Below are 14832 nucleotides of genomic sequence, written 5' to 3'. Positions count from 1 at the left end.
GGCGCCCCTTTTCTACGCTTCCCCCCCGACGGTGATCGACGGAATGCGCAATGTGGGTTGTGCGTCGGCCACGGGCACCTGCTGGCCGTCCTTGCCGCAGGTGCCGATGTCGAAGCCGAGGTCGTCGCCGACCCGGTCGATCTCGCGGAGCACCTGCGGTCCGTTGCCGATCAGGGTCGCTCCCCTGACCGGCTCTCCGATCCTGCCCTTCTCGATGAGAAAGGCCTCGTTCACCTTGAAGACGAAGTCGCCGCTCGAGGTGTCCACCTGCCCGCCGCCCATCCGCGCCACGTAGAGGCCGCGATCGACCTCCGCGACGATCGCGGCGGGATCGTCCTCTCCCGGCGCGATGAAGGTGTTGCTCATCCGCACGATGGGCCGAAAGCGGAAATTCTGGCGTCGGCCGTTCCCGGTCGATTCGCGGCCCGTCTTGCGCGCCGTCCGGCGGTCGAGAAGGTACCCGCGCAGCACGCCCCGCTCGACGGACACCGTCCGCCGGGCGGGCGCGCCCTCGTCGTCGAATCCGTAGGAGCCCCGCCTGCCTGCGAGGGTCGCGTCGTCGATCACCGTGACGAGCGGGGACGCCACGCGTTCCCCGACCTTCCCGCTGTAGATCGACAACCCCTTTTCCGCGGCGTCTCCCTCGAGGCCGTGCCCGATGGCCTCGTGTGTCATCGTCCCGCCCGCGCAGCTCGCCAAGACGACCGTCATCGTCCCCGCCGGCGCGCGCCGGGCCCCGAGTATCGTCAGGGCGCTCTTTCCCGCCTCGGCGGCGAGCGCCTCGTGCTCGTCGTCATCGAATATCTCGAATCCCGCCCGCCCCCCGATGCTCCGGTAGGCGGTCTGGAGGTCGTGCCCGTCGGTGGCGATCGCCCGCACCGTGAAGACGATCTGCCGGCGCTCGTCGCTGACCGCGACCCCCTCGCTGTTGAAGATCGAGACGCGCTGGAGGGAATCGCGGCATGCGGCCTGCACCTGGCCGATCCCGCTCCCCGCCGCGCGCGCGGCCCGGTCGGCGGCGAGCACGATCTCGACCTTCTTCTCGACCGGCACGCCCTCGGCGGGAACGGCCGCCTCCGCGACGGCCGTCGCCGGCAGGCCGGGGCGGATCGCCTCTCGGCCGCCGCTGCCGCCGAGCTCGGCGAGGACCCCGCGGCCGATTTTCATGAGCTCCCCGCCGTCGAGCCGGTTGGAATAGCCGTAGGCCGTCCGGGTCCCCGTCGTCGCGCGGAAGCCGAATCCCTCGTCGAGCCCGCTCGTCACGCGCTCGACGCGGCCGTCCTCGCAGACGACGGCGTGGAGAAGCGTCGACTCGAAGAAGAGCTCGGCGAACTCCGCGCCGCCGGCGGTGCAGAAGGCGAGCGCGTCGTGTATCTCGTCGATCGGGGGCATCCGCATCGCCGTCAGCTCTCCTCGCAGCCGCCGCACCCGCACCCGTGCTCGAAGATGTCCTTGGGGTGGACGCCGTTGCGGACCGTCGGGTATTCGCCGGAGAAGCAGGCGGTGCAGTAGTTGTCCGGGTCGTCCACGCAGCTCCTCAGCCCCTCGACGGAGAGGTAGCGCAGGGAGTCCACGCCGAGGTAGCTCTCGATCTCGGCCGTCGAGTGGGTCGCGGCGATCAGCTCGCTCCGGTTCGGCGTGTCGATCCCGTAGTAGCAGGAGTGCGTCACCGGCGGCGCGCCGATGCGCAGGTGCACCTGGGCGGCCCCCGCCGCGTAGAGCATCCTGACGAGCTTGCGCATCGTCGAGCCCCTGACGATCGAGTCGTCGACGACGACGATCGAGCGGTCCTTCAGCACGCCCCTGACCGGGTTGAACTTTATCCGCACGTCCCAGTCGCGGGCGGCCTGCCGGGGCTGGATGAAGGTCCGCCCCACGTAGTGGTTCCGGATGAGGCCCAGTTCGAAGGGCAGCCCCGACGCGTTCGCGTACCCGAGGGCGATCGTGTTGCTCGAGTCGGGGACCGAGATCACGATGTCTGCCGGCGCCGGCGCTTCCTCGGCGAGCCTGCGCCCGAGCTTGCGCCGGATCTTGTCGACGTTCTCGCCGAAGACGCGGCTGTCGGGACGCGAGAAATAGATGAATTCGAAGATGCAGCGCGAGAGCCGCGGGGCCGGCTCGGCGAACCGCACGCTCTCGACGCCGCGCTCGTCGACGACGACCATCTCCCCCGGCTCGATCTCCCGCGCGTAGGTCGCGCCGAGGATGTCGAAGGCGCAGCTCTCCGAGGCGAGGATCGTCGCGTCGCCGAGGCGGCCGATGCAGAGGGGCCGGAATCCCCGCGGGTCGCGGGCGGCGACGAGCCGGTCCTTCACGAGGAAGATGAGCGAATAGGCGCCCTGCACGCGGCCGAGGGCGTCGGCGATCATCGCGTGGATCGCCCGGCGCTCGCTGCGCGCGATGAGGTGGAGGATCACCTCGCTGTCCATCGTGCTCCGGAAGATCGATCCGCTCTCCTCCATCTCGCGGCGCAGGGCGGCGGCGTTGACGAGGTTGCCGTTGTGAGCGACGGCGATCTTCCCGATCTTGCAGTCGACGAGGAAGGGCTGCGCGTTGACGATGTGCGACATCCCCGTCGTCGAATAGCGGTTGTGCCCGATGGCGAGATGCCCGCCGAGCCGGGCCAGCGTCTTCTCGTCGAAGACCTTCGAGACCAGCCCCATCCCGCGATGCTCGTGGACCTGCTCGCCGTCTGAGGTGATGATCCCGGAGCTCTCCTGGCCGCGGTGCTGCAGCGCGTAGAGGCCGAGGTAGGCGAGCTGGGCCGCCTCCTCGCTGCCGTACACGCCCAGGACCGCGCATTCCTCCTTCATCGGTCGCCCTCTTTCCGCACGACCGGCCCGACCGCGACGATCTCGTGCCGCTGGTAGTGGGGATTGAGAAGGAGCCCCTCGCGGCGGGAGCGCGTGACGGCCATCCGCTCGGCGAGGCCGACCGCCGCCGCGTCGTCCGCGGCCGACACGATGATCCGCCAGACCTCCCCGGCGGTCATCGAGAGGATCCGGACATCCTCGAGCCGCTCCCCGAGCCGCGCCGCGTACGCCGCCTCGCTCTCGGGGCGCTTCTCCCGCACGAGGAGATCGACGGCGCGCAGCTCCCCCCCGCCGGTCGCGCGGACGGGATAGTCCTCCTCGACGGCGAGGTCGCCGGCGCCCGCGCCGCCGGTCTCGCGCAGCCGGTAGAGATGCTTGTTCTGGTTCGTGAAGGCGCTGTCGAGGCGGACGGCGCGGTCGATCGCGTCGACGACCGCACCGGCCGAGGCGCCCTCGGCCTCCATGCGCCAGTAGCTGTATCGCACGAGCCCCCGGAGGGAATCGCCGAAATCGAGTTTTTCGGTCAGGGTCATCCAGGCCGTCCCGGCGACGAGATCGACCACCTTGAGCCGCACCCAGAGCTCGACGACGGTTTTCATCGCGATCCCCCCTTTCCCGCGGGGATCGAGGCGAAGAACCGGCGCCCCGGCCCCTCCTCCTCCATCCGCGTCGCCTCGCCGGCGGCCGCCCGGCGGCGCCGGCCCCACGGCCCGTCGAGGTCCTCGGGGACCTGCCGCAGCCACGAGGCGCGCTCGGGATGGGGCATCATCGCGAGGACGTTGCCCGCGGGGTTGCAGACGCCGGCGATGTTGCCGACCGACCCGTTCGGGTTGACGGGGAAGGACGGATCGATCTCGCCGCGCACGGTGCAGTAGCGAAGCGCCACCTGGCCGGCGCGTTCCATCTCCTCGAGGATCGCGGCGTCGTCGGCGACGAAGCGCCCCTCGGCGTGCGCGATCGGCACCGGCACGATCTCTTCGGGCGCGAAGGCGCCGGTCCACAGGCAGGCGCTCTTCTCGGCGCGCAGGTGTGTCCACGCGCAGTAGTATCCGGCCCGGTCCGCCATGACGTTCGGCGCGAGCGCGAGGTCGACCCGCTCCCAGTGGATCCCCGGGATGAAACCGGACTCGACGAGGACCTGCGCCCCGTTGCAGATGCCGAGGACGGGGATGCCCGCCGAGGCCAGCTCGCCGATCGTGTCCATCACCCGGTCCTTCGCCGCGACCACCCCCGCGCGGATGCGGTCCTGGTAGGAGAAGCCGCCGGGCAGCACGATCGCCGCCGCGCCCGCGAGGAGCGACGGATCGTCGTTCCAGCGGAAGAGCGCCGCTTTCCGCCCCACGGCCCGCACGGCGGCGGCCGTCTCGTCCTCGCAGTTGACGCCGGGGAACTGTATGATCGCCACCGTTCCCTCGAAGGAATTCGCCACTCCCTCTCCTTTCGATCTCCCGTATGTCGACCGCGCCAAGGCCCCCGCGTCACCCGACGCCGAAGATCCCGCGGCATGCGTTCATGTAGATATCGGCGAGCGCGGCCAGTTCCCACGCGGCGAGCCGCTCGTCGCCGGCGAGCACCTCGAGACGCGGCCGATCGACGATCCAACCCAGCCGGTGCAGGCGGACGCGGTTGCGCGCGCAGAGGGCGAGTATCTCGCGCTCGTTGCCCGCGGGCGTCTCGACGAGGAAGGCCCCGGTCTCGGCGAAGAGGACCGTCTCGGGGGGCAGCCCCGTCGCCGCGCAGAGCCCGGTCACGTCGAGGGCCAGCCCGAGTCGCCCTTCGCCGCCGCCGCCGAGGGCCATCTCGGCGATCGCCGTGAGGAGCCCGCCGCCGCCGACGTCGTGGCAGGACTCGACCATGCCGAGCCGGTGCATCTCGATCACCGCGGCGATCTGCTGCCGCTCGCGGACGAAATCGGCCCCGGGGACGTTCGCGCCCTCCGCGTCGTAGGCGAGCCGGTAGTACTCGCTCCCGCCGAGCTCGTCGCGCGGCTCGCCGACGAGGAAGAGCTCGTTGCCCGCCTCCTTCCACCGCATCGACCGGCAGCGGGCGTAATCCTCGACGACGCCGGCGCAGGCGATGATCGGCGAGGGAGGGATCGCCTTGCCGCTCTCGCCCTGGTTGTAGAAGCTCACGTTCCCCGAGACGATCGGGATCGGGTGCCCGGGATGCGACAGCAGGCCGATCCCCCTGCACGCGTCGCCGATCCCCCGCACCCCCTCGACGAACTCCCAGAAGACCTCGGGGATCTCGGGGTTGCCGTAGTTGAGGCAGTCGGTCATCGTCGAGGGGACGGCGCCGACGGCCGCGACATTGCGCGCCGCCTCGCAGACGGCGAGGGCGCCGCCGAGATAGGGATCGATCTTGCCGTAGGCGGGATTGCCGTCGACGGAGAAGGCGAGCCCCACCGGGCTGCCGGGCAGCGGGGCGATGACGCCGGCGTCGGCCTCTCCCGGCCGGATCACGGCCCGCCCCTGCACCTCGCTGTCGTAGTGCCGGAAGACGTGGTTCTTCGAGGCGATGTTGGGCCGGGCGAGCAGGGCGGGGAAATCCTCCTGCAGCGAGCGTTCCGGATCGCGCGCCGGCTCGTCGAAGACGCGCCGGCGGGGGGTCTGTTCGCGGTCGTAGGCGATCCCCGTCGTGATGACGTCGACGGCCGCCTCGCAGACCGTCTCGCCGCCGCTCGTGATGCGGTAGGTCTTCTCCCCGGTGACCTCCCCGATCACGAAGGCCCCCGCGCCGTGGTAGAGGTGCGGCAGCTCGTAGTCCTCGTTGTAGATCCTCAGGACGTCGTCGACCAGTTCCTCGGGAACGGCGAGGCCGTAGCGCTCCTGCGTCTCCGAGCAGGAGACGACGGCCGGCGGGAAGTGCCCCGCGGCGACGTTGACCCGGTCGAGATCGATCGTCACGCCGAAGCCGCCGGCGTCGGCGATCTCGCTCGTCACGCAGGCGATCCCGCCTGCGCCGAGATCCTTGAAGCCGATCGCGAGGCCGCGCTCGCGCGCCAGTTCGAGAACGCGGCGGTTCGCCACGGCGAGCACCCGCTTGAGGAAGGGATCGGGCACCTGCACGGCGCCACGGTCGGCTTCCTCCTCGCCGGCAAGGTCCTCCGAGGCGAAGGCGGCGCCGCCGAAGCCGGAGTCGTCGGTCGGCTTGCCGACGAGGATGATCCGGTAGGGGGTCGTCTGTCCCTCCTCGGGAACGCGGCTGCGGAGGATGTGCGATTCGCGCACGAGTCCCACCGCCACGACGTTCACGAGGCAGTTCTCGTCGTAGCCGGCGTCGAAGACGACGTCGCCGCCGAGGTTCGGCACGCCGAGCGGGTTGCCGTAGGAGGCGATCCCGTCGACCACGCCCTGTGCGATCGAGACGGAGAGGCGCCCGCGCCTGCCCGCCGGGTCGCCGAACCGCAGCGGGTCGAGCACGCCGACGACCTCGGCGCCCATGCAGTAGACGTCGCGGACGATCCCGCCGATCCCCGTGGCCGCGCCCTCGACGGGCAGCACCTGCGAGGGGTGGTTGTGGCTCTCGTGCGCGATGACGAGGCACCACCAGTCGCCGTCGCCCGTCTCGGCGAAGCGGACGATGCCGGCGTCCTCGCCCGGCCCCATGACGACGTTCGGCGCCGCGACGGGCAGAAGCTCGCCGAGGATCCTGCGGCTGCTCTTGTAGCTGCAGTGCTCGCTCCACATCGTGTTGAAGATCGTCAGCTCGACGATCGTCGGGTCGCGGCCGAGGAGCGAGACGACGCGCCTCGCCTCCCCGACGGTGAGGTTGAGCCCGTGCTCGGCGAGCAGGGCGGCGGCCGCTTCGTCCGTCGCGCCCCCGATGGGGATCGTTCCCTTCAGCACCGTCGTCGTTCCTTTCCGTTGGACCGCGCCGGCCGCGCGGCCTCGCCCCCCGGCCCGCCGTCGGGCCGGTTGCTATCCTTTCGTTCGTTTGCCGCCGCTTCCCAGCACGCGCCGGAAGATGAAATCGATCCGGTCGAGATGCGTTTCGACGTCGAAGACCGCCTCGACGGCGGCGGCGCCGCACGCGTCGAGCACGCGCCGGTCGGCGAGCAGCAGTTCCCTGAAGGTCGTCGCGCCCGTCATGCTCTTCATCGCCGCCCCCTGGACGATCGCGTAGGCGTCCTCCCGGCTCACCCCGTTCTCGACGAGCTTGAGGAGGATGTGCTGCGAGAAGACGAGCCCGCCGGTGGCGTCGAGATTCTCCAGCATCCGGCGGCGGTTCACCCGGAGGTTCGCCATCACCCAGGTGAACTTCTCGAGCATGTAGCCGAGAATCATCGTGGAGTCGGGCACGATCACCCGCTCCACCGAGGAGTGGCTGATGTCGCGCTCGTGCCAGAGGGCCACGTTCTCGACCGCGGCGAGGGCGTTCCCGCGGAGCAGGCGGGCCATCCCGCTGACCCGCTCGGTGAGGATCGGGTTGCGCTTGTGCGGCATCGCGCTCGAGCCCTTCTGCCCCTTCGTGAACGGCTCCTCGGCCTCGCCGATGTCGGTGCGCTGGAGCGAGCGGATCTCCGTCGCCATCTTCTCCAGCGAGGCCCCGACGAGCGAGAGGGTCGTCATGTACGCGGCGTGGCGGTCGCGCGGGACGATCTGGGTCGTCACCGGCGCGGGGCGGAGGCCGAGCCGCTTCATGGTCCAGCGCTCCACGCGCGGATCGACGTGCGTCATCGTGCCGACGGCGCCGGTCATCTGCCCGACGGAGATCTCCTCGATCGCCGCCCGGAGGCGCTCGACGTGCCGGTCGACCTCCTCGTACCACACGAGGATCTTGAGGCCGAAGGTGATCGGCTCGGCGTGGATCCCGTGGGTGCGGCCGACCATCGGCGTGCGCTTGTAGCGGACCGCCTGCCGCCGCAGCACGCTCCGCAGGCGGCGCAGTTTCGTCATGATCTCCCGCCCCGCGTCGCGCATCTGGCAGGCGAGGGCCGTGTCGAGCAGGTCGCTGCTCGTCATCCCCATGTGCAGGTAGCGGCCGGCGGGGCCGATGCGCGAGGACATGTCGGTGAGGAAGGCGATGACGTCGTGGCGCGTCTCCTTCTCGATCCGCTCGATCGCGGCCACGTCGAAGCCGGCCCGGGCGCGGATCTCGCGCGCCGCCTTCTTCGGGATCAGCCCGTAGGCGGCGAGCCCCTCGCAGTAGAGGACCTCGATCTCGCGCCAGAGGTCGTACCGGTACTCGTCGGTCCAGATGCGGGCGATCTCGGGAAGGGAATACCTCGGAATCAAGCCGGTCCTCCTTGTCGTTCGTCCGCTACGCGCCCCGCTGTTTCTCGACGAGCTCGAGATCCAGCTCGATCCGCTCGCCGTCGCGGAAGACGGCGATCGGCAGCCGGTCCCCCACGCGGAGCCCGAATATCGCCCGGTTGGCCTGGTCGAGCGTGCGGATCCGCATGCCGTTGACGACGTCGACGACGTCGCCCACCTGCATCCCCGCGAGCGCCGCCGGCCCGCCCTCGTCGACGCGCGCGATGAAGAGGCCCGTCTCGAAGGGCGCCCCCACCCGCGCGGCGATCTCCGGGGTGAGGCTGTCCACGTAGAGCCCCGTCCAGACGTAGCGGAAGCGGCCGTATCGTATCAGCTCGTCCATCACCATGCGCGCCGTGTTGATCGGTATCGCAAACCCCATCCCGATCGCCCCCTGGCCGCCGGTGAAGACGAAGGTGTTGACGCCGACGACCGCGCCGCGGCTCGAGACGAGCGGCCCCCCGGAGTTCCCCGGGTTGATCGCGGCGTCGGTCTGGATCATGTTCTTGAAGACGGCCTCGGTGTCGTCGCCGGAGACGACGTCGCGGTGCATGGCGCTCACCACGCCGAGGGTCACGGTGGGTTGCGTGTCGTAGAAGAGGTAGGGGAAGGGCGAGCCGATCGCGATCACCTGCTCGCCGATCTCCAGCTTGTCCGAGTCGCCGAGGACGGCGTAGGGCAGGTCGCCTCCCTCGATCTTGAGCAAAGCGAGGTCGAACTCGGCCGAGGCGCCCACGAGCGTCGCCAGCACCTCGGAAGAGTCGCTGAGGATGACGTAGATCTCGTCCGACTCGGAGACGACGTGCTCGTTCGTGAGGATGTACCCGTCACGCCTCACGATGAAGCCGGAGCCGAGGCTCGGGTACTTGCGCTCGACGACGCGGGGCGAGCGGCCGTAGTACTGCATCAGCCACTCGGTGGCCGACCGCGGCTGGGCGTAGACCTTGCGCGTCTTGTAGGCGGTGATCGAGACGACCGCCGGGGAGACGACGCGGCGGGCGGCGATGATCGCGTCGCCGCCGGCGAGCTCGAAGAGCGTGTCGCCGACGGTGAAGGCGGTCGGCTCCCGCTCGGCGGCCCGGCGGAACATCACGATCGAGACGACGAGCAGGGCCACGGACAGGCCGAAGAAGATCCCCATCGCGTAGGGCAGTACCCTCGACCATCTCGTTTCGTACGGGTGCATGGCTGACTCCGGCGGCCGGCGGGACGGCCCGGGCCGCCCCGTCCGCCGCGAGCGGTTACTTGCCGACCTTCTTCCAGTCGGCGAGGAAGCTCTCCACGCCGAGGTCGGTCAGCGGGTGCCTGATGAGCTGCTCGATCACCTTGTGGGGGATCGTGCAGATGTCCGCCCCGATGAGGGCCGACTCGTAGACGTGCTGGACGCTGCGGATGCTGGCCACGATGATCTGCGTGCCGAAGGAGTAGTTGCCGTAGACGGTGACGAGGTCCTCGATCAGCTGCATCCCCGGGTGGCCCGAGTCGTCGATGCGGCCGACGAAGGGCGAGACGAAGGTCGCCCCGGCGCGCGCGACGAGCAGCGCCTGGTTCACCGAGAAGCAGAGGGTGGCGTTGGTCTGGATCCCCTCCTCGTGGAACATCCGGATCGCCTTGATCCCCTCGCGGATGCAGGGGACCTTGATGATGATGTTGTCGGCGATCTTGCACAGATCCTTCCCCTCCGCGACCATCTTCTCCGCCTCGAGGGAGACGACCTCGGCGCTGACCGGCCCGTTGACGATCGAGCAGATCTCGGCGAGGATCTCGCGGTAATCCCCCTTCTCGCGGGAGATCAGCGTGGGGTTCGTCGTGACGCCGTCGAGGATCCCGAGCGATGCCGCGTCGCGGATCTGTTCGATGTTGGCGGTGTCGATAAAGAACTTCATGGCTCCTCCCCTGCGGGTGACGTGTCTTCGGCGGGCCGGTTCCGTCCGGAAAACCGTTATTATACAAACATCCCCCCACCCCCACAACCGATTTCGGCGCGGGCCACGCCGGGGGGCCGCGGCCGCCGCCCGGCGGCGGCCGCTCAGTAGCGGACCTCGACGAGATAGAGGGCGCGCGGGGGCAGGGTCGGCCCCGCCGCCTCGCGGTCGCGCGCGTCGAGGATCGCCGCCGTGTCGACCGGCTTCCCCCTGCCCGCGTCGAGGAGCGTGCCGGCGAGGATCCGCACCATGTTGTGGAGGAAGCGATCGGCGGTGAGTTCGAGGACGACGAGGGGCCCGGGCGTCGACACGTTTGCCCGGATCACGCGGCACCGTGTCGTCCGGGCGGCGCAGCCGGCGGCGGCGAAGGAGGCGAAATCGTGTTCGCCGATGAGGGGCCGGAGCGCGGCGCGCATCGCGCCGACGTCGAGCGGCCCGCCCGCGTTGTACGTCCGGCCGCGCCACAGGGCCGTCGGGCGGGTGATGAAGAGATACTCGTAGGAGCGCTCCCTCGCGTCGTAGCGGGCGTGGAAGCCGGGGGGGACCTCCTCGACGGCCTTCACGAGGATCGCCGGCGGCAGGGTGCCGCCGAGGGCGCGGCGGATCGTGTCGGCGTCGTGGCGCGTCTCCATCCTCGCGTGCGCCACCTGCCCGGTGGCGTGGACGCCGGCGTCGGTCCGGCCCGCCCCGACGAGGTCGACCGCGCCCCGGGCGAGCGGCCCGAGCGCGCGCAGGATCTCCCCCTGCACGGTCCGCTCGTCGGGCTGCACCTGCCAGCCGGCGAAACCGGCCCCGTCGTACTCGATCGTCAGCTTGAAGTTGCGCATGTCGCTCCGCCTGCGCTCGTCCGTTCTATCAGGCCCGCCGGCGGCTGCCCGGTCGGCCGGCGAGCCTGCGCATCGTCTCCTCAGTACGGCAGGTCGGTCTCGAGGGAATCGGCGTCCCAGCGCTCGAGGCGGTACTTCTCCGGGTGGAACCGGATCACCTGCCGCAGCCACGCCTCGCGGTAGCCCTCCTCCTTCGGCCGCCCCGGCTCCGTCTGCACGTAGCCGTCGTTGTATGTGCGGATGAGGTCGCCTGCCAGCTCGACGTACCGCTCGAGGTTGCGCGCCGCCACCGCCGCCGTGTAGTCGCCGAGGTAGTCGCGCGCCAGCGCCGGGTCGTCATTGTAGAGGGAGAGCGCCGCCTGCTCGACGGCGGGCTGCATCGCCGTCAGCCGCCCCTCGAGCTCCGCCTGCACCGCCTGGATGTCGGGCCGCATGAGCTCCCACCGCAGGTTGGCGTAGTTGGAGACGAAGTTGACGACCCACCACGCCGACTCCCACGAGAACTCGTCCATCGAGCCCTCCGCGAACGACGGGGGGATCCGGTCGGCGCAGGCGTAGAAGGGGGTGTAGACGGTGAAGTAGGAGTCGTCGACCCCGTACCAGAGGACGCCGCCGACGGCGTCGGGGAGCCAGGAGCGCGACTGCGACACGAAGGAGAACCCGGTCTGCTGCGTCGAGATCGGCCGCTCCCACGTGTAGTCGATGCCGTCGATCTCCCAGGTCATCGGGCGCCAGCGGTTCGGCGAGCCGAAGGGACCGGCGTCGACCCCCTCGCACATGTCGTAGGGGGTGCCCTCGTAGTGGTCGCGCATCAGGGCGAAGACGTCGTCGCGGGTGAGCTTCCCGTCGGGCTCGATCCACAGCGGGTAGGGCTCTGCGTCCTTCACGCCGCGGTGGTAGTCGGGTGAGAATTCCCGCGAGGGGGCCGCCCGGCGGAAGAGGCTCCACACCCGCGTCGCGCAATAGCGCCGCTTCTGCGGCGGCGCGGGGCAGTAGGCGTCGCTGAAGCTGAACGGCTTCCCGGAGGCGGGATCGTAGTAGCCCTTCTCGATCGCGAAATCGATCACGTCGGGGGCGTAGAGGCAGTTCTTCCCGTCGTGGAGGGGGAATTCGCGGATCACCGACTGGTTGGCGTGGGCGCAGATCGTCCCGTCGGGGATGCGGACGGCCACCCAGACGGCGCCGCGCCGCCCCGGCCCCTTGCCGCTGATCTCGAAGAGCCACGCCTCCTTCGGATCGCCGATCGAGATCGACTCCCCCGTGCTCGCGTAGCCGTACTCCTCGACGAGGGCCCCCATCGTCTCGACCGCCTCGCGCGCCGTCCGGCACCGCTGCAGGGCGATCCGCATGAGCCACCAGTAGTGGAGGATGCCGTCGGGGTCGCGCAGCTCCTCGCGCCCGGTGAAGGTCGTCTCCCCGATGACGAGCTGGTGCTCGTTCATCAGCTGGACGACGCCGTAGGTGTGGGGCACCTGCGCGATCTTCCCCATGAGCGTGCCGCCCCAGCCGCGCAGCTCGAGGGAGTCGCCGGGGGCGTGGTCGGCCGGGGGCGTGTAGCTCATCCGGGGGTGGAACTCCCCGTCGCAGGTGTAGGTGATCATCACGGAACCGTCGGCGGAGGCCCCGCTCGTCACGATCAGGTTGGTGCAGGCGTCGAGTGTCGCGGGGATCGCCACGAGGGCGGCGGCGATCGCGATGGCGATGCGCTTCATCGTCGGTGTCCTTTCGGCGGTGGTGTCGTCGCGGCCGGCCGCGGCCGGCCCGGCGGTGTCCAGTTACGATAACACCGCGGGGGCCGCCGGCGCAACGGTGCGGAGCGGGCTGGCGCCGGGAAGCGCCTCGCGGAAGGAATGAATCGTGAGCGTTCGTGGAGGCGCCGAGGAGACGAGGCGCCTCGGCTTCTCCATCACCGCAGCAGGACGAGGCGGATGGAGCGGGTCTCCTTCCCCGCCCGCAGGCGGCAGAAGTAGACCCCCGAGGCGGCGGGGCGACCGGCGTCGTCCAGGCCGTCCCAGCGGAGCTCGTGCCGGCCCGGGGAGAGATCCCCCGCGGCGAGCCGCCGCACGAGACGGCCGGCCGCGTCGTAGACGGCCAGGCGCGCCTCGGCGCGGGCCGGGAGATCGAAGACGATCGTCGTCGAGGGGTTGAACGGGTTGGGACGGTTCTGGTGCAGGGCCAGCGGCGCCGCCGGGATCGGCAGCGGGGCCGTCTCGAAGAGCACGCGCCGCTCGCCGGCCTCGATCGACTCGACACGCCACCGGCAGGTCGTCCCGGGCGTTACCTCGTCGTCGACGTAGGTGAACCGCCGGCCGTCCCCCGTCAGCCCGCCGGCCGGCAGGGCGCGGAATTCCGTCCCGGACGACCGCGAGACGGCGAACGCCGCGGCCGGCTCGGGAACAGCGAGGGTCCATTCCAGCAGGACGGCGTCGCCGCGCCGGGAGACGTCGAATCCCGCGAGGAGCACGGCGGTGAGTTCGCCGTTCGCGTGGACCCTGGCGGCGAAGACGTCCGAGTAGAGGCCGGCGAAGGCATGCCACGCGGCGAAGAGCCCCCCCGCGCCGTCGGAAACCGCGCAGGGGTATTCCATCTCGCAGTCGGTTGTCGAGACCGGGATGCCGTCGGTTGCCCAGCGGGGGGCGCCGTCGGAACCGATCCGCTGCGCGTAGAAATCGAGGTGGTTCTCCCGCTTGTCACGCCACGCGAGCACCACTCCTCCCTCCCCGTCGGGGGAAAGGAACAGGAAATCCTTCTGGTCGCCGGGAGCGGCGCAGACGGAGACGCCGCCGGCCGGCCAGAGGAGCGCGCCGTCGGGGCCGAGCCGCTGCGCAAAGATATCGTAGCCGCCGGACCCGGTCGCGGACCAGGCGACGACGAGGTCGCCGCCCGTCTTGACGATGGCCGGCCCGAACACGTCGGAGGGCTCGGCCACCGTCACCTCCGAACTCCAGACACCGAGGCCGTCGCCGTCGACGAGCTGGGCGAGGAGGGTCATCCCGGCGACCTCGATGTGCGTGACGAAAGCGGCGATGGTGTCGCCGGCGAAGGGGGCGATCCGGGCGCACTCGTCGGCGGCGAGGTCGAAGAGCTTCACGCCGTTCGCGGGAAACCGGATGGCGCCGTCCCATTCGACGTGCTGGATGCACGTTCCGTAGGGGCCGGTCCGCTGGTCGCACCACGAGATCGTCGCTCCGCCCGCGCCGTCCGGGGCGATGCCCATGGGCGCCAGGTAACCGGGGAACGCGCAGACGGGAATGCCGTCCGGCGCCCAGCGGCAGACGCCGTCCGAATCGACTCGTTGCGCGTAGACGTCTATCTGGGTGGCGGTGTAATCGCGGTAATCGGACCAGGCGAAGATGGCGCCCCCCGCGCCGTCGGCGACCCCGAGAAGATTCATGGCGGCGTTCGGCGCTCCCGAGAGCACGACGGCGCGCTCCCCCCAGCAGCGGTTCCCGTTTGCGTCGATACGCTGCACGTAGAGGTCGATGTTCTCGTTGCCGGAGCCGGACCGGTTGTCTATCCAGGCGACGATCGCGCCCCCCGTGCCGTCGGCGACGACGAGCGGAAACTGCTGGCTGCCCTCGACCGTGCATACCGGCACGCCGCCGGATGACCAGAGCAGGGTGCCCGACGCGTCGATCCGCTGGGCGTAGATGTCCCGCGAGGCTCCGCGCCAGTCATTCCAGGCGACGATCATCCCCCCCGCGCCGTCGGAGGCGATCGAGGGGTATTGCTGGTTGTACTCGTTCGTGCAGACGGCCAGTCCCGTCTCCGTCCATTCGCCGCGCGCGGCGGTTGTCAGGACGACGAGAAGCGCCGCGACGAGCGGCACGGCCCGGACCCGGCAGGCCCGTCGGCCCCGCCGCCCGCGTTCAGCGATGATCCCCGGCATGACTCCCTCCCTGCGCCGCCCGGTCGCCCCCGCGGACGATCACGGAAACGGTTGCGCATGCAGAACCCCGTTCGTGCCATCTCCCGAAATGGATAGAGCGCCGATATGATACCCTATCTTCCC

11 protein-coding genes are annotated in these 14832 nt (G+C 70.6%); all 11 read right to left on the bottom strand.

Annotated elements, in window-relative coordinates:
* Nucleotides 1-12 precede the first annotated feature (12 nt).
* Nucleotides 13-1392, bottom strand: a complete 1380-nt coding sequence (locus tag JW876_00650) for a TldD/PmbA family protein (GenBank protein ID MBN1884013.1) — start codon at nt 1390-1392, stop codon at nt 13-15.
* An 11-nt stretch (nt 1393-1403) separates the two neighbouring features.
* The gene (locus tag JW876_00645; GenBank protein ID MBN1884012.1) at nt 1404-2813 is read right to left on the bottom strand and encodes an amidophosphoribosyltransferase; all 1410 of its coding nucleotides are present in this window, start codon (nt 2811-2813) and stop codon (nt 1404-1406) included.
* Nucleotides 2810-3412, bottom strand: a complete 603-nt coding sequence (locus tag JW876_00640) for a hypothetical protein (GenBank protein MBN1884011.1) — start codon at nt 3410-3412, stop codon at nt 2810-2812. Before JW876_00640 ends, JW876_00645 begins: the two co-directional genes overlap by 4 nt.
* On the bottom strand, nt 3409-4218 hold the full coding sequence (purQ, locus tag JW876_00635) for a phosphoribosylformylglycinamidine synthase I (GenBank protein MBN1884010.1): 810 nt from the start codon (nt 4216-4218) through the stop codon (nt 3409-3411). Before purQ ends, JW876_00640 begins: the two co-directional genes overlap by 4 nt.
* A gap of 73 nt (nt 4219-4291) precedes the next feature.
* Complete coding sequence (gene purL, locus JW876_00630; GenBank protein MBN1884009.1) at nt 4292-6661, bottom strand: phosphoribosylformylglycinamidine synthase subunit PurL; 2370 nt, start codon at nt 6659-6661, stop codon at nt 4292-4294.
* A 72-nt stretch (nt 6662-6733) separates the two neighbouring features.
* Complete coding sequence (locus JW876_00625) at nt 6734-8050, bottom strand: adenylosuccinate lyase (GenBank protein ID MBN1884008.1); 1317 nt, start codon at nt 8048-8050, stop codon at nt 6734-6736.
* A 25-nt stretch (nt 8051-8075) separates the two neighbouring features.
* On the bottom strand, nt 8076-9254 hold the full coding sequence (locus JW876_00620) for a trypsin-like peptidase domain-containing protein (GenBank protein ID MBN1884007.1): 1179 nt from the start codon (nt 9252-9254) through the stop codon (nt 8076-8078).
* A 55-nt stretch (nt 9255-9309) separates the two neighbouring features.
* On the bottom strand, nt 9310-9954 hold the full coding sequence (fsa, locus tag JW876_00615; GenBank protein ID MBN1884006.1) for a fructose-6-phosphate aldolase: 645 nt from the start codon (nt 9952-9954) through the stop codon (nt 9310-9312).
* A 143-nt stretch (nt 9955-10097) separates the two neighbouring features.
* Nucleotides 10098-10820, bottom strand: a complete 723-nt coding sequence (gene truA, locus JW876_00610) for a tRNA pseudouridine(38-40) synthase TruA (GenBank protein MBN1884005.1) — start codon at nt 10818-10820, stop codon at nt 10098-10100.
* Between the two features lie 80 nt (nt 10821-10900).
* A complete protein-coding gene (locus JW876_00605) occupies nt 10901-12532 on the bottom strand; it encodes a C69 family dipeptidase (GenBank protein MBN1884004.1) in 1632 nt (543 codons plus the stop codon).
* A gap of 194 nt (nt 12533-12726) precedes the next feature.
* Nucleotides 12727-14709, bottom strand: a complete 1983-nt coding sequence (locus JW876_00600) for a T9SS type A sorting domain-containing protein (GenBank protein ID MBN1884003.1) — start codon at nt 14707-14709, stop codon at nt 12727-12729.
* Between the last annotated feature and the right edge of the window lie 123 nt (nt 14710-14832).

The sequence above is a fragment of the Candidatus Krumholzibacteriota bacterium genome (assembly GCA_016931295.1).
In the GTDB taxonomy this organism is placed as follows: Bacteria; Krumholzibacteriota; Krumholzibacteriia; order Krumholzibacteriales; family Krumholzibacteriaceae; genus JAFGEZ01.
Note: the sequence above shows the minus strand (reverse complement) of the source record. Positions and strands in the feature narration are given on the sequence as shown.

What these genes read in the sequence shown, in the direction of transcription:
- JW876_00605 (MBN1884004.1), bottom strand. Translation starts at nt 12,532, where the DNA reads ATGAAGCGCATCGCCATCGCGATCGCCGCCGCCCTCGTGGCGATCCCC.
- JW876_00650 (MBN1884013.1), bottom strand. Translation starts at nt 1,392, where the DNA reads ATGCCCCCGATCGACGAGATACACGACGCGCTCGCCTTCTGCACCGCC.
- fsa (MBN1884006.1), bottom strand. Translation starts at nt 9,954, where the DNA reads ATGAAGTTCTTTATCGACACCGCCAACATCGAACAGATCCGCGACGCG.
- JW876_00645 (MBN1884012.1), bottom strand. Translation starts at nt 2,813, where the DNA reads ATGAAGGAGGAATGCGCGGTCCTGGGCGTGTACGGCAGCGAGGAGGCG.
- JW876_00620 (MBN1884007.1), bottom strand. Translation starts at nt 9,254, where the DNA reads ATGCACCCGTACGAAACGAGATGGTCGAGGGTACTGCCCTACGCGATG.
- truA (MBN1884005.1), bottom strand. Translation starts at nt 10,820, where the DNA reads ATGCGCAACTTCAAGCTGACGATCGAGTACGACGGGGCCGGTTTCGCC.
- JW876_00640 (MBN1884011.1), bottom strand. Translation starts at nt 3,412, where the DNA reads ATGAAAACCGTCGTCGAGCTCTGGGTGCGGCTCAAGGTGGTCGATCTC.
- JW876_00600 (MBN1884003.1), bottom strand. Translation starts at nt 14,709, where the DNA reads ATGCCGGGGATCATCGCTGAACGCGGGCGGCGGGGCCGACGGGCCTGC.